At 38.9% G+C, this 20,420-nt stretch carries 15 protein-coding genes; 14 read left to right on the top strand and 1 reads right to left on the bottom strand.

The features are described from left to right. The first annotated feature begins 7 nt into the window (after window positions 1–7). The 14 genes from MJY40_RS11345 (at window position 8) to lpdA (ending at window position 18,417) form a co-directional block, all read left to right on the top strand. Entirely contained in the window at window positions 8–1,417 is a 1,410-nt protein-coding gene (locus MJY40_RS11345; RefSeq protein WP_317854354.1) for a Gldg family protein, read from the top strand. Further along, window positions 1,414–2,694, top strand: coding sequence for a DUF4340 domain-containing protein (locus MJY40_RS11340; RefSeq protein ID WP_317854353.1), 1,281 nt, complete (start codon window positions 1,414–1,416; stop codon window positions 2,692–2,694). Before MJY40_RS11345 ends, MJY40_RS11340 begins: the two co-directional genes overlap by 4 nt. A 77-nt stretch (window positions 2,695–2,771) precedes the next feature. Further along, complete coding sequence (locus MJY40_RS11335) at window positions 2,772–3,926, top strand: sugar ABC transporter substrate-binding protein (protein WP_317854352.1); 1,155 nt, start codon at window positions 2,772–2,774, stop codon at window positions 3,924–3,926. 336 nt (window positions 3,927–4,262) lie between these two features. Continuing rightward, window positions 4,263–5,756: a sugar ABC transporter ATP-binding protein gene (locus MJY40_RS11330; RefSeq protein ID WP_317854351.1), complete on the top strand. Its 1,494-nt coding sequence runs from the start codon at window positions 4,263–4,265 to the stop codon at window positions 5,754–5,756. A gap of 3 nt (window positions 5,757–5,759) precedes the next feature. After that, entirely contained in the window at window positions 5,760–6,740 is a 981-nt protein-coding gene (locus MJY40_RS11325) for an ABC transporter permease (protein WP_317854350.1), read from the top strand. 14 nt (window positions 6,741–6,754) lie between these two features. After that, complete coding sequence (locus MJY40_RS11320; RefSeq protein WP_317854349.1) at window positions 6,755–7,753, top strand: ABC transporter permease; 999 nt, start codon at window positions 6,755–6,757, stop codon at window positions 7,751–7,753. A 149-nt stretch (window positions 7,754–7,902) separates the two neighbouring features. Further along, a complete protein-coding gene (locus MJY40_RS11315; protein ID WP_317854348.1) occupies window positions 7,903–10,005 on the top strand; it encodes a BglG family transcription antiterminator in 2,103 nt (700 codons plus the stop codon). An 884-nt stretch (window positions 10,006–10,889) separates the two neighbouring features. Then, complete coding sequence (locus MJY40_RS11310; RefSeq protein ID WP_317854347.1) at window positions 10,890–11,177, top strand: PTS sugar transporter subunit IIB; 288 nt, start codon at window positions 10,890–10,892, stop codon at window positions 11,175–11,177. 67 nt (window positions 11,178–11,244) lie between these two features. Next, window positions 11,245–12,621 (top strand): PTS transporter subunit IIC, encoded by a 1,377-nt coding sequence (locus MJY40_RS11305; protein ID WP_317854346.1) that lies wholly within the window; start codon window positions 11,245–11,247, stop codon window positions 12,619–12,621. Window positions 12,622–12,853: 232 nt separating this feature from the next. Continuing rightward, on the top strand, window positions 12,854–13,129 hold the full coding sequence (locus MJY40_RS11300; protein WP_317854345.1) for a PTS sugar transporter subunit IIB: 276 nt from the start codon (window positions 12,854–12,856) through the stop codon (window positions 13,127–13,129). Between the two features lie 79 nt (window positions 13,130–13,208). Then, the gene (locus MJY40_RS11295; protein WP_317854344.1) at window positions 13,209–14,186 is read left to right on the top strand and encodes a thiamine pyrophosphate-dependent dehydrogenase E1 component subunit alpha; all 978 of its coding nucleotides are present in this window, start codon (window positions 13,209–13,211) and stop codon (window positions 14,184–14,186) included. A gap of 23 nt (window positions 14,187–14,209) precedes the next feature. Further along, window positions 14,210–15,193, top strand: coding sequence for an alpha-ketoacid dehydrogenase subunit beta (locus MJY40_RS11290; protein WP_317854343.1), 984 nt, complete (start codon window positions 14,210–14,212; stop codon window positions 15,191–15,193). A gap of 54 nt (window positions 15,194–15,247) precedes the next feature. Next, entirely contained in the window at window positions 15,248–16,600 is a 1,353-nt protein-coding gene (locus MJY40_RS11285) for a dihydrolipoamide acetyltransferase family protein (protein ID WP_317854342.1), read from the top strand. Window positions 16,601–16,689: 89 nt separating this feature from the next. Next, the gene (gene lpdA / locus MJY40_RS11280) at window positions 16,690–18,417 is read left to right on the top strand and encodes a dihydrolipoyl dehydrogenase (RefSeq protein ID WP_317854341.1); all 1,728 of its coding nucleotides are present in this window, start codon (window positions 16,690–16,692) and stop codon (window positions 18,415–18,417) included. 340 nt (window positions 18,418–18,757) lie between these two features. Here the strand turns inward: lpdA and MJY40_RS11275 are convergent, their stop codons facing one another. After that, on the bottom strand, window positions 18,758–20,419 hold the full coding sequence (locus tag MJY40_RS11275) for a SulP family inorganic anion transporter (protein ID WP_317854340.1): 1,662 nt from the start codon (window positions 20,417–20,419) through the stop codon (window positions 18,758–18,760). Window position 20,420 lies beyond the last annotated feature (1 nt).

Below are 20,420 nucleotides of genomic sequence, written 5' to 3'. Positions count from 1 at the left end.
GATACCTATGAACAAAAGAAAACGTGAATTTAAAATCATATCTTTTCTCATGTCTGTATTGCTTTTGGGGATTGTGGTGCTTTCCACCAATATTTCCGAAAAGTTGGCTTGGAATTACGATATGACATTGGATCAAGTGTTTACCCTTTCCATTCAATCTGAAGGCATTATGGATGAATTGGAAGAAGAAATTAAAATCACTGCTGTATATCCTGATGGTTCAGAAGACAAAATGATTTCCACATTGCTCAGCGAATACGATAAATATTCAGAAAACATTGTGGTTTCCTATATTGACATTGAACGCAATCCAGCATCCTTGGCAAGTTTGAACTTGGAAAATGCACAAGCTGTGTCCAATGGAACCATTGTGGTACAATCCAGCACACGTGAAAAAATATTGACAGATAGTTCCATGTACACAAGCGCAGATAGTGGCAATGCCTTTTCTGGTGAACGCTTGATTACAGGTGCAATTACATATGTGACAACAGATGAAATGCCCGTGGTGTATATCACATCAGGGCATAGCGAAGCAGATACCACAAATGAATTTTTGGGTGCTGTACAAGCGTTGGAATTGGCTGCATATGATGTACAAGAGTTGAATTTATTGCAAAAAGGCGAAGTGCCAGCAGATGCAGCAGCTGTTATCATTCCTTCACCAAAGAAGGATTTGAGTTTGGACGAATACAATGCATTGTTGGATTATTTCAATGGTGGTGGCAAAGCAATGTTCTTGTTTGATGCCATGAGCACCAATACTTTGGTTTTGGAAAACTTCAACAATTTGTTGAATCTCTATGGTGTAGACATCCACAACAATTTTGTGGTGGAAGAAGATTCTGACCATTATACAGGCAACAACAATATGTATCTGATTCCTGGATATGTATACCATTCCATTACAGAAAACTTGGCAGAAGACAGAAATTATGTGGTACTTCCCATTGCTATGGGCTTGCAATCTGTTTCTTATGATGAAACAGAATGTAGAGTGGACTACTTGTTGCTTTCTTCCACCAATTCTTGGATGCGAACAGATGTGACCATCGAAGCAACTTCCAAAACAGATGCAGATGTGGATGGTTCCATTCCTTTGGCAGCAGGTATTGTCAAATCCAATGCAAAATATGGTGCAACAGATACCAAAATTGTGGTCATTGGTAATTCATCCTTTGTGTATACTTCCAACATTGAAGCACAAGGAAATCGAGATTTCTTCATCAGCTGTGCAAATTGGCTTGCTGGTGGTTCAGAAACCAGTAGCACCATTTCTTCTAAAATCATCAACGCAGACGTATTCATTGTACGTGGTAGCGACTTTGCTCGTTTGTCCATTTTGTGCGTTGTGGTATTGCCTTTGATTGCATTTATTGGTGCCTTTATGGTTTGGATATTTAGGAGGAATCAATGAGAAAATACAAAGGACTTTTGATTTTACTGGTGATATTTGCTCTTTTGAGCGGTGTCTATTTCTACTTGACCAACACACAAAACACCAATATTTCACAAAAGATATTGACCCTCAGTGGTGGTGAAGAAGTGGTTGAAATTTCTGTACATAATACATATGGTGATATGAAATTTGCCAAAACCGATGGTATTTGGGAAATTGTAGAACCTGGTGTTTGGAGTGCAGATCAAACCAAGCTTGGTACAATGGAAAGTTTACTTTCTGATTTTTCCATTAACCGAGAAATCACAGAAGAAATAGAAGATTATGGTTTTTCTGAGGATGGTTTGTCCATTGGTATGAAAACAGCCAAGGGCAAAGAAAAAACAATCCTTATTGGAGATAAAACACCCAGTCAATCACAATATTATGTGAAAGATTTGGATACAGGTAGCATTTTCGTGGTGGATATGGGTTACATTTCCATGTTTGCCAACAGTCCTAGCTCTTTGCGTGATAAGACTTTGTTTACCGTCAATGAAAATGACTTGACAGCAATCGCTTATTCTGACCCAGAAGGGGAATTGATTGTATTGCAAATGGATGAAGAAGGCAATTGGACCATTCAATATCCATATGTTGCAACTGCAAGAAGCATTGAAGTCAATGAGTTTTTGGTTGATTTTAGACAATTGACCTCCACAAACTTCCCAGATGAAAGTGTGACTAGGGAAGAAATGGGCTTAGACGATTCATTGCATCGCATTCAATTGTTGGATGGAGATGGAAACACACAAGAAATTGTCTTTGGAAATACAGTAGATGGCTTGACTTATGTGGAGCAATCTGGTGAAGTCAGCTTGGCATTTACAGTAGACTTAGATTTTGCTGCTTTGGATGAAGCAAGCTTGATTTATGAAGCACCACTGAAAACCACTTTGGATCAAATCAGCCAAATCGTGGTAGAAGGTGAAGGTGTTTCCTATACAATTGATGTGGATGTAGACAATGAATTCTATCAAGTCAATGGCATAGATGTTTCCAGAGGAGATACAGCATCGTTCTTCTTGAGATACATCAACATGTTTGCTATGGGCTATGATCCAGTAGGAGTTTCAGGTATCCCTGACTGCACCATAAAAACTGAGTATATAGATGGGAATACCTTGGATTTGAACTTGTATAAACGAGATGATAACACCTATTATATGGACTATGGTCTTGGTGTGGAATTCTATTTGGATAAAGATAGATGGGATACTTTGTTGGTTTGGATTGCACTTGCTTTGGCAGGATAAAGGTTCAAAAATCATTATGGTAATATGGCAAAAGCCTTATTATAGACACTTTTCTAATATCTAAGGAGGTAGAGGTTATGAAGAAAAACAGAATTTTGGCACTCTCTATGGCAGCTTTGATGACAATGTCTTGTCTTGCAGCTTGTAGCAGCAGTTCCAGCAGTACAGCATCTACATCAGATTCCAGTGCAGAAGCATCCACAGAAGCAGCTGCAGAAGGAACAAGCTACTACATTGGTAAAGTTCCCATCACATTGTCTCACAGTGTTCATGGTAATGATGCTAAATGGGCAGCAGTATATGCAGCAGAAGAATACGGTGCAACATACGAAGTAATCGATCCAGAAAGTGACTTGGCTAAAGAAAATCAAGCTATCGAAGATTTCATCGCTAAAGGCGTTGATGGTTTGATCGTTCATCCAGTAGTTGAATCTGGTGTTAACGAATCTATCCAAGCAGCTTTGGATGCTGGTATCGCTGTAATTACATATTACATGGATGCTACAGAAGTAGAAGTACCTTTCGTTGCTGTTGATGAAGCAGGCGTTGCAAAAGAAATGGGTACTGATATGGCAAAACAATGGAAAGAATTGTATCCAGATGAACCAATCGCTGTTGGTTTCGTTGACTTCCTTTCTGTTGCAATCACAAAAGACTCCCGTTCTGGCCCATTCTTGGAAGGTGTTAAAACTGTAGAACCTAACTTGACAGGTACAGCTATGGAATTGAACTCTGCTGGTGAAGAATTGACAGGTGCTACTTTCTGGTTGGCTGGTGAAGGCGATTTGACAACTTCTCAAGCAATCGGTCAAGACGTTTTGACAAAATATCCAGAAGTTAACCTTATCTACGGAACAAACACAGCTAATGCTCTTGGTTGTTTGTCCGCTTATGAAGCAGTTGGTCGTGGTCAAGCAGAAGATGGCGTTCCTTTGACAGAAATCTTCGCTGGTACAGACGGTGATGCTTCCGAACTTTTGAAACTTGCTGATCCTAACAGCTCCTTGAAATACACATTGGGTATGCAACCACAAACATTTGCTTATGCACAAATCGACACAATCATCTCCGTATTGAACGGTGACATTGCTAGAGATGACGGCACACAAATCGACGTTTCTGACGTATACCTTAACTACTACAAAGATTCCGTACAAGACATGGAAGACTGGTTCAACGTTCAATACTTGCCAGAAACTCCTTTGGATATCGCAGCAGAACTTGCTAAATAATCCATCTTTGTAAAAAAGAAATCACAATTAAAGATAAAAGGGCTTTTATATCTTGTAGGGTACGCATTGTATGCGTACCGAAAGCGGAATGCATACAATGCATTCCCTACATAATAAGATATGTTCATGTATGTTAGGTCTCGTTAAGTTTAATTGGGATAAAATGAAAAAGGAATAAATTTTGATGGGTTCCCTGCTCATTGGGTAGGGAACCCATTTTATAAAAAAGCAATATCGGAACTGAATTTATATCATAATTTGCAACAAATGGAATTGATAAAAAACAGGCTTTAGACTTCCTAAACCTAAGGCGAACAAAATAGGGAGGAAAATACTATGCAAGAAAACGTACTAGAAATCAAAAATGTTTCTAAGCATTTTGCAGGTGTAAAAGCTTTGGATGATGTAAGCTTCAATATCAAAAAAGGTAGCTGTCATTGTCTTGTTGGCGAAAACGGTGCAGGAAAATCCACATTGATTAAAATCATTACAGGTGCACACAAAAGAACTGCTGGTACCATTTTGTACAATGGCAAAGAATACAACCCATCCAGCACAAAAGATGCTATGAAAACGGGTATTGGTTGTTTGTTCCAAGAACTTAATGTTGTAGAACAATTGCGTGTAGAAGAAAATATCTGTTTGGGATTGGAAGAAACCAAATACGGTATTATCCAAAACAATAACGAAAGTTTGAAAAAAGTCTTGGATGTTTTGGCAACTTTGGATGCTTCCATTAACCCCAAAAGTTATGTAGAAGAATTGAGCGTTGCAAAAAGACAAGTCATTGAAATTGCAAAAGCGTTGGCATTGGATTCCGATATCATCATCATGGATGAACCAACAGCAGCGTTGTCAGAAGAAGAAGTTAGAAGATTGTTCCAAGTGGTTGCAGACCTCAAAGCTCGTGGCGTAACCATTATTTATATCTCTCATAGATTGGATGAAATTTTTGAAATTGGTGATTATATCACATGTTTGCGTGATGGTAGACATATTGAAACCAAACCTAGAGCGGATATCCACACAAGACAAGAACTCATTCAAATGATGATTGGTAAAGTACTTGTGGAAGATTATATTCCAAATAAAGTTGATTATAACGTGAAAGCAATTGAAGCAATTGGCTTAACGAATGATAAAAAATTGAAAAATGTGTCCTTTGATTTGCACAAAGGTGAAATTCTTGGGTTCTATGGCTTGATTGGTGCTGGAAAAACAGAAATTGCCAATGTTTTGTATGGTGTAGATGAATATGAAGGTACTGTCAAAATCAATGGAGCCACAGCAAACATTAAAAATCCTACACAAGCAATTGCAAAAGGTTTGGCATTGGTGCCTGAAGAAAGAAGAACAGAAGGTCTTTGTACTATGCTTTCTATCTGTGACAATACACCAATGATGAACTACAAAACCGTTTCTTCTGGTGGTATCTTAAATGCAAAGAAAATGAAAGATTTGGCAGATATGTATGTCAAAAAAGTAGTGGTTGCATGTAGAGATTCTGCTCAAGTAATTGCTTTCCTCAGTGGTGGTAACCAACAAAAAGTGGTTCTCTCCAAATGTTTGAACTCCAATCCAGATATCATTTTGTTGGATGAACCAACTCGTGGTGTTGACGTTGGTGCAAAACAAGAAATTTATGCTTTGATTCGTGAATTATCAGAACAAGGACGTTCTGTTATCGTGTTCTCATCTGAATTGCCAGAAATTTTGAATATTTGCGATAGAGTTGGACTTTTGTACGATGGTAGCTTGCAAGAAATCATTCAAAATGGTGATGATGTGGATTCACAACACATTATGAACATTGTAACAGGAGGTGTGTAAGAAATGGCTGAATTAGAATTGGGCAAAAAGAAAACCTTAGGGCAAAAATTGGGTTCTGATGGTGTGCAAAATACCACCATGTTTGCAATCTTAATTTTGCTTTGTATCATCACAACTATAATTGAACCAAGTTTCTTGTCTGTATCCAACTTCAAGAATATTCTGGTACAAGTATCTTCCACAGTTATCATTGGTTCTGCAGTAACCATGGTTTTGATTTCTGGGAACTTGGATTTGTCTGTTGGTGCTGTTGGTGCTATGGCAGGTGTTATGTATGGTGTATTTGCAAGAGGAGGCATTGAAACCACAATTGCAATCATCTTGGCAGTTTTGATCGGTGGTATTATGGGTGCAATCAACGGTTCCTTTGTGGCATTGTTGCGTTTGCCATCCTTCATCGTAACCATTGCAACCATGTATGTTGCAAGAGGGATAGCCTATATTGGTGCTGGTGGTGCGGTTATCAATACTGACTTGCCAGGGGACTTTGGTGCTTTGGGAAAAAGTACAGGAGTGATTCCATTGCCAATTGTATATACCATCATCGTATTTGCAATCTTTATGATTTATCAGAATAAGACGGTTATTGCCAAGGAAGTTTATGCAATTGGTGCAAATATCAAGGCAGCAGAACTGAGTGGTATTCGTGTCAATCGTAACCTCATCATCACATATATCATGTGTGGTTTGGCATCTGCTTTTGCTGGGGTTATCATCACAGCTCGTTTTGCACAAGCAGATTGTAAAATATTGACTGGTTTTGAATTTGATGCTGTTATCGCTGCTGTTTTGGGTGGTACCGAATTGACAGGTGGTAAAGGTACTGTATTTGGTATTTTGATGGGTGCTTTGATTTTGGGTGTATTGTCCAACTTGATGAACATGTTGGGCTTTGCAAACTACTATCAAAACTTGGTCAAAGGTATCGTTTTGGTATTGGCAATCGTATTGAATCGTTATATCAGAAGTCAATTAGATAGATAAGGAGGAGTATTTCTATGAAAGATAAAAAATTTAGTATGAATCGTAAAATGCTCCAAAACTTGATTTTGATTTTGGTTCTGATTGCGTTAATGATTTTCTTCTACATTCAAAATCCTAGATTTATGGCATTGGTCAACTGGACCAACTTGGCAAAACAAAATGTACAATCCATCTTTGTTGGTTGTGCAATGGCACTGATTATCATTACAGGCGGTATTGACCTTTCTGTAGGTAGTGTTATGGCTTTGGTTGCAGTATCCTTTGTATATCTTTGTGGATTTGGTATCAACATTTGGGTAGCAGCTTTGATTTGTCTTGGTATTGGCGCTTTGGTTGGTATTCTTAACGCATTCCTTATCATCAAAATGCGTTTGACTCCAATTATTGCAACCATTGCAACTTGGACTTCCATCAGTGGTTTGGCTTACACACTTTGTAAAGCGATTCCTGTACAAGCAGATGAAATGAAACCAATCACAATTTTGAACACAGGAACTGTTGGCGTCATTCCATATGCATTGTTCTTTATGATCATTGCAATTGCAGTGTTTATGTTCTTGGAAAAGAAAACCGTTTTGGGTAAATATTGTGTTGCAATTGGGGGCAATGAAAATGCAGCAATTTTCTCTGGTATCAATGTAGATCGCATCAAATTGATCATCTATGTTTTGAGTGGTATCATGGCAGCTATGGCTGGTATCATTGCAACTGCTCGTTCCGGTCAAGGGGATCCAACAACTGGTGCTGGTATGGAAACTGTTGCTATCGCAGGTTGTGTATTGGGTGGTATTGACATGAAAGGTGGAGAAGGTTCCGTCTTTGGTATGGTTTTGGGTACTGTGACACTTGCAGTTATCAAAAATGGTATGAATATGATGGGTGTACAATCCTTCTACCAACAAGTTGCAACAGGTCTTGTTATCTTGGTGGCTGTACTCATCAATTTTGCAGTCAGCAAAAAAACAAAACATGGAAAATCCTCTAAGAAGAAAAAAGCAGCTGAAGCAGTATAATTTGTTAGGGCTTTTCATAAAAATACATAAATTACCAACACAAATGCCCCTATAAATTGATATAGGGGTGTTTTTTTGTCTTTCGATGTGCTAAAATAAATGCAATGGGAATTTTGTAATTGGTCGAAAACAAAGGAAATGGAGGATATATGAACAAACGAGTCATAGATATTATGTTTGAAATCATCAAAAATAAAGAAGGTTCCAACTTCAAAGCTTTGTCGGATCAATTTGAAGTTTCCCAAAGAACCATCCGCAACGAAATCAACTTGATCAATGAATTTTTTGCAAAAAATCAGTTGCCTGAATTTGCCATCAATGCAAATGGGAATATTTTGTTTGTTGGTGATAAAAAACGAACCATTGAACTTGCTGTGGAAATCAACAGTGATTTTTATACATATAAACTGTCTAAAAATGAACGTGAAGTCATAGCGTCAATTTTTATTTTGAACACAGATGGCTATATCACAATCAATGAAATTGCCAATGAAATTTTGGTCAGTAGACAAACCCTCATCAACGATTTGGAAGTCATCAAATCCATGTTTGAAAGTTTTGATTTGGAAATACGATCCAATCACAACAAAGGTTTGAAAGTGCGTGGTGCAGAAGAAAACAAACGTAGGATGATGCTTTCTATTTTACAAGACCATGTGATTTATGAAGGCAATGAAGAAGATGGATGTCAACCATTTTCCAATTTGGTGTTGAAATCTATGGTTGCGCATATGGATCAAACCATCTTTGAACGCATCATCAACAAAGAAGAACAAGCACGTGAAGTGTTTTTTACCGATGCAGCATATCGTGAAATTTTATACTTCTTGGTGGTTTTGGTGAAACGCTTGCAAATGGGTAAATTTGTGGAGAATGTTACCATACCTGTCAACAATAAATATGAAATGGCAGAAACCATCTTGATGTATTTGGGAACCTATTATAAATTGGAAATATTGGAAGCTGAAATCCTGTATTTTGCAGACTTTTTACACAAACAACGTTGCTTGAAAGAACGCAAACAAGTGAACACAGAATCCATCAAAATCCAAATGCAGGTGAATCGTTTTGTGTCTGCCATTTCTGGATATATGAATGTGGATTTGTCTAGGGATTTCCTGTTTTATGAAAATTTATGTGCCCATTTGGAAAACACATTGATGCATAGAAGTGGACCTGTTGAAAAAAATCCAGTTTTGGATATTCTGTATAAAAACTATCCTGAAATTTTTGAAATCACAAGAAAATATATTTATCACTTTGAGGATTGTGCAGAACACGACATGAGTGAAGATGAAATTTCCTATGTGGTGATGCATATTTGTGCTGCCATTGAACGCAAAAAAGGCACTACACCTGCCAGAGCAATTGTGGTTTGTAGTGGTGGCGTTGGTACATCACAACTTTTGGTGGAAAAATTGAAACAACAATTTGGCTTCCAAATCGTGGAGATTACAGCACTCCATAACCTGAAAGAAGAAATGGCACAAAGTGTGGATATTGTCATTTCCACAATTCCAATTCGAGGTGCAACATTTCCATATGTACAAGTGTCACCACTTTTGGATGACAGCGATTATTTGAAAATTCAGAAAAATACCAAAAATCTGGTTGGCGTTGCCCACAAAATAGAAGAAGAAAAAGCCTACACTGCAAAAGAGGTGTTGCATCATATGGTGCCACTGGTGAATCGTTATGTAGATGTGGAAGAAAATAAAATGAAAATGATCAAAGAAATGGCAGATGTGTTGGAAAAATTGTTCCAAGAAAAAACAACAGAAACAACACAGCTATTGCATGAATACATTTCACCAGACCACATCACCCTAGATGTACATTGCAAAGATTACGAAGAAGCTATCAGAAAATCAGCAGAAGTGTTGGTGGAACAGGGATATGTAACCCAAACTTATGTGGATGCAATGATTGACAATATCAATGAAAATGGACCTTACTTTGTGTTGTCTAAGGGATTTGCTTTGCCACATGCAATGCCAGAAACCGGAGTTTTACGTAGAGGATTTAGTTTCATACGCTTGGCGGAACCTGTGTATTTTAGAGATGAAACAGAAGAATTGGTGGAGTTTGTTTGTTGTTTGAGTGCTGAAAACGATGAAGGTCACAAAAAGGCATTGTTCAATTTGATGAGCTTGTTGAAACGACCTGATTTTGTTGCAGAAATCAAAGGAGTGCAAACCAGTAGAGGACTTCATGAATGTATCAAAAAACACGAAACAACCTTGAAAAAATAACTTTAAAAACCAAAATAAGTAGGGGATTATTTATATTTGACGTGATACCACAAAACATAAGTACGCTGTTGTAGGGGCGATTCACGAATCGACCGCAAAACCAAGATTCTTCATTGCATTCAGAATGACAACTTATATATGTTGATTTATTTGTAGGGGAAGATATCATCCTCCAATAAATTGCGTATGGTAATTTTGGGTTTTAATTTTTTCAAATATTAGAGCTCTTCAGACCGTACCTTTTGGTGGCAAAAGGTACCCCAAAACCACCACTCGTTTCGAAGGCGTGGAGCCCCGATTTAAAGGGGTCTAACACGACGGGTCATCATTTTGCAAGCAAAATCACCTACGGTGACCGCCATATCTTTGGCGGTGAGTCCTTAAAAATACCCCCGAAAATAAAAAGTGTGGTGGTGTAAATCCTACGATTAGACCGTGAGTGACAAGCCCCTCACCTCTTGATTACTGGCTCAAAACCAAAGTAAGTAGTGAATAAATGATTTTTGAGTTCCACTCAGCCTTTGCTTGCAAAGTGGAATCCAGAAAATTACTATTTTGATAAATTAGAATAAGCGTCACCAGCCAAGAAGGAAGGTTTCTCGAAGTTCGATTTATTCTCGAACCTATAGGATTTCGTTTGCAAAGGAGTTTCGAGGAGTCGCAGCCTCCTTGAACCGTGCTCCACGCTTCGGAAGTAGTGGTGGATTTTGTTACTTTTCTCCAGTGAAAAGTAAGGTCTGAATGCTTTAAAACTTGAATAAATTCCTACCTAAAATTAATTCTATTCTTTGTTCACCTTACTACAGATTATAAGCACAACGGGTATCAGAACAACCTGACACATAATTTAGACTGAAACAAAATACAAAAATTGGAGGTAACACATGAAAATCATTGTCATCGCTTGTGGAATTGGAATTGCAACTTCCACACTCATCAGTGAAGAAGTGAACTTGATTTTGGAAGAAAAAGATATTTCAGCATACTTGATCCAATGTCGCATTTCTGAGTTGGATGCCTATGCAGAAGAAGCGGATTTGATTTTGACTGCAATGGATATAGATGCGGAACAAGGGCAAGCTTTGGGTACACCTGTTTTGACAGCAATACCCTTGTTGACAGATATCAATAGAGAAGAATTTATAGAAAAAATGTTGAAATATTTGAGTTGATGGTGTATTGTTGAAATAGCGTGCAATGAAATATATTTTAGAGATGTTATGAGGAGGTGAACAGAAAATGCCAATTGAAGTATTGATGTACAATCTTTCTTTTAACTTGCCTGCATTTATGTTCATTCAAATCATTTTGATTTTGATGGGTGTTTGCATGAAGTTGGACTTTCAAAAATTCTTGCGTGCATCCTTGACAGTTGGCGTTGGTTTGATGGGTGTTGCCTTTTTATTGGAAACCATTTTGCACAATTTGAGCTTTGTGCCAGATATGTTGGGTAGCAAATTCCAGATGGAAAATGTGTCCTTGGATATTGGTAATTTTGTCATTTCTGCTGTATCTTTTTCTACAGCAATTGGTGCTGTCATCATACCCTTTATCTTTGCAGTCAATGTGATTTTGGTGAAACTGAAACTGACCAATACTGTGAATACAGATTTGTGGAATTATTGGCACTATGCTTTTACTGGTTCCATAGTGTGGTTGTCTACAGGTTCCTATGCTTTGGGTTTGTTTGGAGCAGCCATCCATTTGATTATTACTTTGAAAATTGCAGATGTGACAGCGGATTTGGTGCAAAGTGAGTTGAAAATGAAGGGTGTAACCATTTCCCATGGATTTTCTTCTGTGTTTATTCCTGTATTTGCGTTGTTGGATCGCATTTACGATAAGATACCATTTTTCAATAAAGAAACAGAACCCAAAAGTCTACCAGCTTATTGGGCTTGGTTTTCAGAACCAACTTTGCTTGGTATTTTGATTGGTTTGGTGCTGGGATTCCTTTGTAATGACTATTCCAAAGGGTTTATGAGTACTGTGGAAACCATTATGTTTGTTGTGCTCAATATGGTGGCGTTGGTGGTGCTATTGCCTAGAATTTGTAAAGTCATTATGGAAGGTTTGATTCCGTTTTCCAAAGCGACAAAACAATTTGTAGATCGTTTGTTCGTTGGTAGAAGCGTGAATATCTGCTTGGATTCTGCTGTTTTGGTGGGTAGAAAAAACACAGTGCACATTGCAACCATTTTGGTACCCATATATTTCTTAGTGGCAGTCTTTGTTTTGCGTTTGCAAGTGATTCCATTTGTGGATTTGACAACCCTCATTTTCTTTGTTGCATTTGCGACACCCATTCACAAAGGAAATGCACGTAGAACCTTGGTCAGTTGCCTATTTTTGACGGTATTTTCTTTGTTTGGAGCAGCGTCACTATCTCCACTCATTACAGAAATGGTATATACCAGTGGTTTGCATATGTCAACCAGTACAACGGTTATTGGTGTCACTTCTTTGGTGGCAGGTGGCAACTATGTAGCCATTCTTTTACACTACTTATTAAACCAAGGTGTTTGGGGATTTGTGGCTGTAATTTTGGTGACAACAGTGGTGGTAAAGTACACCATCCAAAAAGAGAAAAACAGAGCAATCAAACAAGACAAATGAAGTAGAAAAACATAGCATACTAGCTGTTTTTTACAACCATAAAACATGAGTGAAAAGGTAGAGATTTCAACAATCTTTGCCTTTTTTTATGCCACAAGATAGATGAGACAAAAAAGGTCCTATTAGTAAAATTCTTTACACTGAAAATGAAATGCTTTAGACTTTCCATTGCTGAAAAAGGGTGGTATACTTTTAACATAACCAAAGATAAACGATACAAAGGAGGAGTAGGGTGAAAACGCTTTTGATTGTATGTGCAACGGGCTTGGTTACCTCGACAGTTGTACATAATAAAATTCGTACACTGCTAGAAACATCTCAAATACAAGCCAACATCGTACAATGCAAAGCAACCGAAATTTCCAATCATATGAACGGTGTCAGTCTCATTGTATCGGCTATCCAACTACAAGAAACCTATCCAGTACCCATCATCAATGCAATTCCAATTTTATTGGGAAAAGATAAGCAGACAGTAGAAGGTGAAATCATACAATGTATGAGATGAAAACGAAACTGTAACATGAAACATGTGAACAATGTAACCCCATATATTTTAATCTAATTATTTGAAAGGGAGCGTCAGAATGAAGAAAAAAGAAACAGTAATTAGCAAAGAATTTGGTTTGAAACTCTTGTCCGATATGCACAGATCAAGAAAATTCGAAGAACAAGTACAAAAATACTTCTCTTTGGGTATGATCCACGGCACAACTCACTTGGGTATCGGTGAAGAAGCAACAGCAGCAGGTACAGTTGCTGGTTTGGAAGAAAGAGACGAAATCATCACAACTCATAGAGGTCATAGCCAAATCGTATGTAAAGGCGTTGACGTAAATCTTATGATGGCTGAAATCTTTGCAAAAGAAACTGGTGTTTGTAAAGGTCGTGGCGGTTCCATGCATATCTGTGATCAAGCAAAAGGTGTTTGGAGTGGAAATGGTATCTTGGGTTCTGCACCTCCAATCGCTTGTGGTATCGCTTTGACCAGAAAGAAAAAAGGCGAAGACAAAGTGACAGCAGTATTCTTTGGAGATGGTTCCTCCAATGAAGGTGGTTGCCACGAAGCAATGAACCTTGCAGCAGCTTGGAACTTGCCTGTAATGTTCGTTTGTATCAACAATACATACGGTATGTCCACACATATCTCCAAAGTTATGAAAAACACAAACATCTCCGATAGAGCAGCTGGTTATGGCATGAAAGCGATCGACGTTGATGGCAATGATGTTTTGGCTGTATACGAAGCAGTTAAAGAAGCAAGAAAATACATCGGTGAAGGCAATGGTCCTGTATTGGTTGTAGAACATTCTTACAGAATTTCTGGTCACTCCAAAAGTGATGGTAACTTGTACAGAACCAAAGAAGAAATTGCTGCTTGGAGAGAAAAATGCCCTATCAAAAACTTCAAAGCTTATTTGTTAGAAAACGGCATTGCAACAGAAGAAGAATTGGCACAAGTGGAAGCAGATGCTACAAAAGCATTGGATGATGCAGTTCAATTTGCAATTGATAGTCCATATCCATCTTTGGATACTGTTCTTGATGACGTTTACGCTGACTGATACTAGAAGGAGGAGAATTAGACATGGGTAAAATTGAAATGACATACAAAGAAGCAATTAGAGAAGCACTTGCAGAAGAAATGGAACGTGACGAAAACGTATATATGTTGGGTGAAGACATCGGTATCTACAAAGGTGCTTTCGGTGTATCTGGTGACCTTTACGATAGATTTGGACCTGAAAGAATTATGGAAACACCTATTTCTGAAACAGGTTTCATGGGTGCAGCAATTGGTTCTGCTATGACAGGAATGCGTCCTATCGCAGAAATCATGTTCTCTGATTTCTTGTGTGTTTGCTACGATATGTTGGTAAACCAAGCTCCAAAACTTAGATATATGTTGGGTGGTAACCACAGTGTTCCTATGGTAATGAGAACAGCTTCTGGTGGTGGTACTGGTGCAGCAGCACAACATTCCCAATCTTTGGAAGCACTTCTTTGCCACACACCTGGTTTGAAAGTGGTTATTCCTTCTACACCAGAAGATGCAAAAGGTTTGTTGAAATCTTCCATTCGTGACAACAACCCTGTTATGTTCTTGGAACAAAAATTGCTTTACAACACAAAAGGTTTGGTTCCAGAAGGCGAATACACAATTCCTTTGGGTGTTGCTGATATCAAAAAAGAAGGTTCTGATTGTACCATCGTAACTTATGGTAGAATGGTTCATTTCTGTTTGGGTGCTGCTGAAAAATTGGCTGCTGAAGGCATCAACGTAGAAGTAATCGATTTGAGAACATTGTATCCAATGGACAAACCTTGTATCATCGAATCCGTTAAGAAAACAAAACACTGTATCATCGTACACGAAGCTGTAAAAACTGGTGGTTTGGGTGGCGAAATTGCTGCAACCATCACAGAAAGCGAAGCATTCAACTACTTGGATGCACCAATCATTCGTTTGGCTTCTGAAGATGTTCCTGTTCCTTTCTGCCCTATCTTGGAAAAAGGCGTTTTGCCTGACGAAGATAAAATTATTGCAGCTGTTAAAAAAACACTTGCTTAATTTGACAGACTATACTGGAAGCAGAAATAACTTTTGGACGAAGGGAGCGTTAATATGGCAGTAGAAGTAATTATGCCAAAGGCTGGCATGGATATGCAAGAAGGAAAAATCATCCAATGGTTCAAAAACGTAGGCGACAAAGTTGCTGAAGGTGATGCACTCTTGGAAATTGAAACAGATAAAGTCAATATGGAAGTAGAAGCACCAGCAGACGGTGTTTTGCTTGCAAAATATTATGAAGATGGTGAAGTGGTTCCTGTTGTTACAGTAATTGCTTTTGTTGGTGCAGAAGGTGAAAAAGTGGAACAACCAGCAGGTGGCGCAGTTCCAGCAGCAGCACCAGCAGCAGCAGCTCCAGCACCTGTGGCAGCACCAGTTGCAGCTTCAGTGGCAAAAGCAGCACCAGTCATCACTACAGGTTATGTTCCTGCAACTCCACTTGCAAAAGCAATGGCAGCAGAAAATGGCATTTCCTTGAATGCAGTTGCACCAACTGGCGAAATGGGCGAAGTCAAAGCTCGTGACGTTGTAAAATATTTGGAAGAACTCAGTGCAGAAGGTAAAATTTCTGTTACACCTTTGGCAAAACGCATTGCTCTTGATTTGGGTGTGGACTTGGCTTCTATCGTTGGTACTGGTTACAACAACAAAATCACAAAAGCAGATGTATATGGTGCTGCAAAAGCGGCAGAAGCTCCTGTTGTGGAAGAAATTGTTGTGGCAAGCGTTGGCGTGAAACGTGTGAAACTTTCTGGTATGAGAAAAGTGGTAGCACAAAGAATGAGCCAATCCAGAACAGAAATCCCAGAAGTAACACAAAACTCCAAAGCAGACGTTACAGATTTGATGGCACTTAGAGCGAAAATCAATGAAGGTCGTGAAGTGAAATTCTCTGTAAATGACTTTGTTTTGAAAGCAGTTGCAAAAGCATTGGGTGCTGACAAAAATCCTTTGGTAAACATTCAAGGCGATGAAATTGTATACGAAGAAAGCGTAAATCTTGGTATGGCTGTTGCAATCGACGCTGGTTTGGTTGTTCCTGTATTGGTAGATGCAGACAAAAAATCCATGAATGAACTTGCAACATACGCAAAAGATATGGCGAAAAAAGCAAGAGCTGGCAAATTGACAATGGATGAAATGAGCGGTTCTACTTTCACTGTAACAAACGTTGGTATGTATGGCGTGGAATCCTTCACACCAATCATCAACCAACCAAATTCCTGTATTTTGGGTGTTTGTGCAATTACAGATGAATATTGCTTGTACAAAGGTGAACCAATGTTTAGAAAAAAACTTGGTCTTTCCTTTGCACATGACCATAGATCTTTGGATGGCGCACCAGCAGCAGAATTTATGCAAGCTTTGAGATGGTTGTTGGAACACCCATACGAATTGTTGCTGTGAGATACAACCCAAACTAAAATATAACGGATATATGTAGGGTCATGGCTTGCCATGACCGCTATATTGGAATTTCCAAAAAGGAGGATATTATGGCAGTAGAAGTAATTATGCCAAAGGCTGGCATGGATATGCAAGAAGGTAAAATCATCCAATGGTTCAAAAATGTAGGCGACAAAGTATCAGAGGGCGATGCACTTTTGGAAATCGAAACAGATAAAGTCAACATGGAAGTGGAAGCGCCTGCTGATGGTACTTTGCTTGCAAAATATTATGAAGATGGCGAAGTGGTTCCTGTTGTTACAGTCATTGCTTTCGTTGGCGCTGAAGGTGAAAAAGTAGAACAACCTGCTGGTGTTGTTGTACCTGGTGTTGCTCCAGCTCCTGTTGCTGCACCTGTAGCTGCTCCTGTTGCTGCTGCTCCAGCTCCTACATCTGGTGGATTTGAATACGATGTGGCTGTTATCGGTGGTGGTCCTGCTGGTTATGTTGCTGCAATCAAAGCTGCACAATTGGGTGGCAAAGTTATCATCTTTGAAAAAGACGTTGTTGGTGGTACATGCTTGAATAGAGGTTGTATCCCTACAAAAACATACATCAAAACAGCTGAATACATGGAAACAGTGAAACATGCTGGTAGCCGTGGTGTCAATGTAGATGTTTCTTCTATGAGCTTGGATATGCCTAAAGTTGTGGACTACAAAAACAATGTAGTGAAGCAATTGACTGGCGGTGTTGCTGGTTTGTTGAAAAGCAATGGCATCAAATCCATCGCTGGTGCTGCAAAATTGGTTGGCAAAAACCAAGTGGAAGCAAATGGCACAGTTTACGAAGCAACCAATATCATCCTTTGTGGTGGTTCCAAAGCTGGTATGATTCCAATTCCTGGTATCGAACAACCAAATGTAATGACCTCTGATGGTATCTTGGATATTACAGAAGTTCCAAAACGTTTGGCAGTGATCGGTGGTGGCGTTATCGGTTGTGAAATTGCAACTGCGTTCAATGGCTTCGGTAGTGAAGTAACCATCGTTGAATTGGCAGATCGTGTGGTTCCTGTAATGGACAAAGACGTTTCTGTAGCTGTGAAAAAATCCTTGGAAAAATCTGGCGTTCGTGTGCTCAACAACAAACAAGTTGAAAAATTGACACAAAATGGCGACAAACCAGTTTTGCATGTTTCTGATGAAGAACCTATCGAAGCAGATATCGTTTTGCTTTCCATCGGTAGAAGCTCTGATTTGGAATGCTTGGGTACATTGGCAGATGATATCGAAGTGGTACGTGGCAAAATTGTTGTTGACGATGCTATGAAAACTTCTGTTCCAAACATCTTTGCTGCTGGGGATATCAATGGTAGAAGTATGCTTGCTCATGCTGCATTCAAAATGGGTGAAGTTGCTGCTGCAAACGCTATGGGTCACAACGAAATTTGTGATTTGACAAAAGTTCCTGGTTGTTTGTACACAATGCCAGAAGCTGCAAGCGTTGGTTTGAGTGAAGAACAAGCAAAAGAAAAATATAGCAACGTTTCTGTTGGTAAATTCCCATTTGTTGCAAATGGTCGTGCTTTGGCTTCTGGCGAAACAGACGGTTTTGTCAAAGTTATCATTGAAACAAAATATGGCGAAATTCTTGGTGCTCATATCGTAGGACCATCTGCTACAGAAATGATTATGGAAGCAAAAGTGTTGATGGATATGGAAATCACAGTATACGAAGTATGCGAAATGATTCACCCTCATCCAACATTCACAGAAGCATTTGCTGAAGCTTGTGGCGATGCTTTGGGTCAATGTATCCATTTGCCTAAAAAATAAAAATGTACTGGAGGATACTCCAATTACATAAGAGATAAGTGTTTTATTTGGGGAAGGTCCCTGTTGCAACGATGCCGATTTGTTGTAGCAGGGACTTTTGTGTTGCAAAAAAATAAGATTCCAATTATGTATAAATATCTCTCATTACGTAGGGAATGCATTGTATGCATTTCGCTTTCGATACGCATACAATGCGTACCCTACAAAATATAAAAGACCTTTTATACAGGATGGTAGGTGTAGGGTTGATTCACGAATCAACCGTTTTGCAACTATCAACAAGAAACATCAAAAAAGGAAGCCAGCCATAAGCCAACTTCCTCAAATTGATTCTATTCTATTATTCTTCTTCGTGAAGCATATCATTTCTTGGGTGCAATTGACCAAGAGCATGTACAGCACTCCAATAGAAGCTATCTTCACCAACCAAATCTGTAATCTTGGTACGTTGCATCATCACATGTACCTTTTCATTGACACCACAGAACATAATATCCACACCTTGTTTTTGCATGGTTTCTACCGTTTCATAAAGTGCTTGACCACTGGAAATATCCAATTCAGACACACCACGCAAAGAGAATAACAAGGTATCATATCCTTCCAAATGTGGTGGGATTTCGTCCAAAGAATCGGTGTTGGAGAAAATCATAGCACCGGAGATATACACCACCATGGTTTTGCTATAACGAACCATAAGTTCTTGATTTTCTTCACCCAAACGCTCCATATTCACAGGATCATATGCAATTTCCAACTTGGAAAGTTTCGCAACCAACAAACACAAGGATAAAACAACACCAGCAGCAATTGCAATGGTCAAATCGAAGATAATGGTTGCAAGCATTGTGACAAAATATTTGGAGATGGCACCTTTGAATTTACCATCAAAGAAACTCTTAATGCTGTCCCAATCGTTCATATTGTAGGTGGTGACAAGCAAAACACCAGACAATGCAGAAAGTGGAATCTTGGACATAACAGGAGCCAAAACCAACATCGCAATGAGCAAACCAATACCATGTACAACACCAGTGATACGTGTTTGACAACCAGACTTGATTGCCATGCTTGTTCTTGCCAAAGCAGCAGTTGCAGGAATACCACCAAAGAATGGAACCACAATGTTACCAACACCTTTGGAAATGAGCTCTGTATCATTTTTTAACTTTACACCAACCATATGACCAGCACTGGCACCACAAAGCAAACTTTCAATCATAGAAAGCATTGCAATACTCATGGCGGGTGCAATAAAATGGTTCATTTCCCTCCAAGGAATTTCAGAAAGTTTCAAACGTGCATCTGGAAGCAAAGTTTGAGGAATTTCTCCAACAGTTGCAACATCCCAACCGAAATGGATGGAAGCAGCAGTTGCCAAAATCAAACCAAGGAGTGATGGTGGAATAATGGCACCGATTTTCTTTGGAAATACCACAATAAATGCAGTGACTGCAATCCCAATGCCAAGGGTCAAATAATCAGGTGAAAAACCAAGGTGACCATAGCTTAAGATTTTTTCTACCAAGGAATTACCAACACTGGTGACACCGAAAAGATTGTCAATTTGTCCCAAAGCAATCATAATTGCAATCCCAGAAGTAAACCCTGTGACCACAGGCATAGGAATATAGGAAGTCAAATTTCCAAGATGCAGCACACCAGCAATGACTAGGAAAATACCAGCCAACAAACCAGTTATGAAAATACCCTGCATCCCATATTCTGCAACCAAAACCAATAATACACCAGCCATGGTTCCAGTAGGCCCGGAAATCTGATAATATCCACCAGAAAAACTACTCATTAAAATACCACCCAAAATGGCAGTAATCAAACCAGCAGCAGCAGGCGCACCACTACTGACAGCAAACGCCAAAGCCAATGGCAAAGCCACAGCAGCAACTGTTAAACCAGCCATTACATCTTGTGATAGCTTTTTGCTATTATACCCTTTGAACTCTTTTTTCAAATCTGAAATATACCCGTTACCCTTTGACAAT

It is taken from the genome of Chakrabartyella piscis (assembly GCA_030067835.1).
Taxonomy (GTDB): domain Bacteria; phylum Bacillota; class Clostridia; order Lachnospirales; family Anaerotignaceae; genus Chakrabartyella; species Chakrabartyella piscis.
The sequence above is the reverse complement of the archived record's forward strand: the minus strand, read 5'-3'. Positions and strand labels throughout refer to the sequence as shown.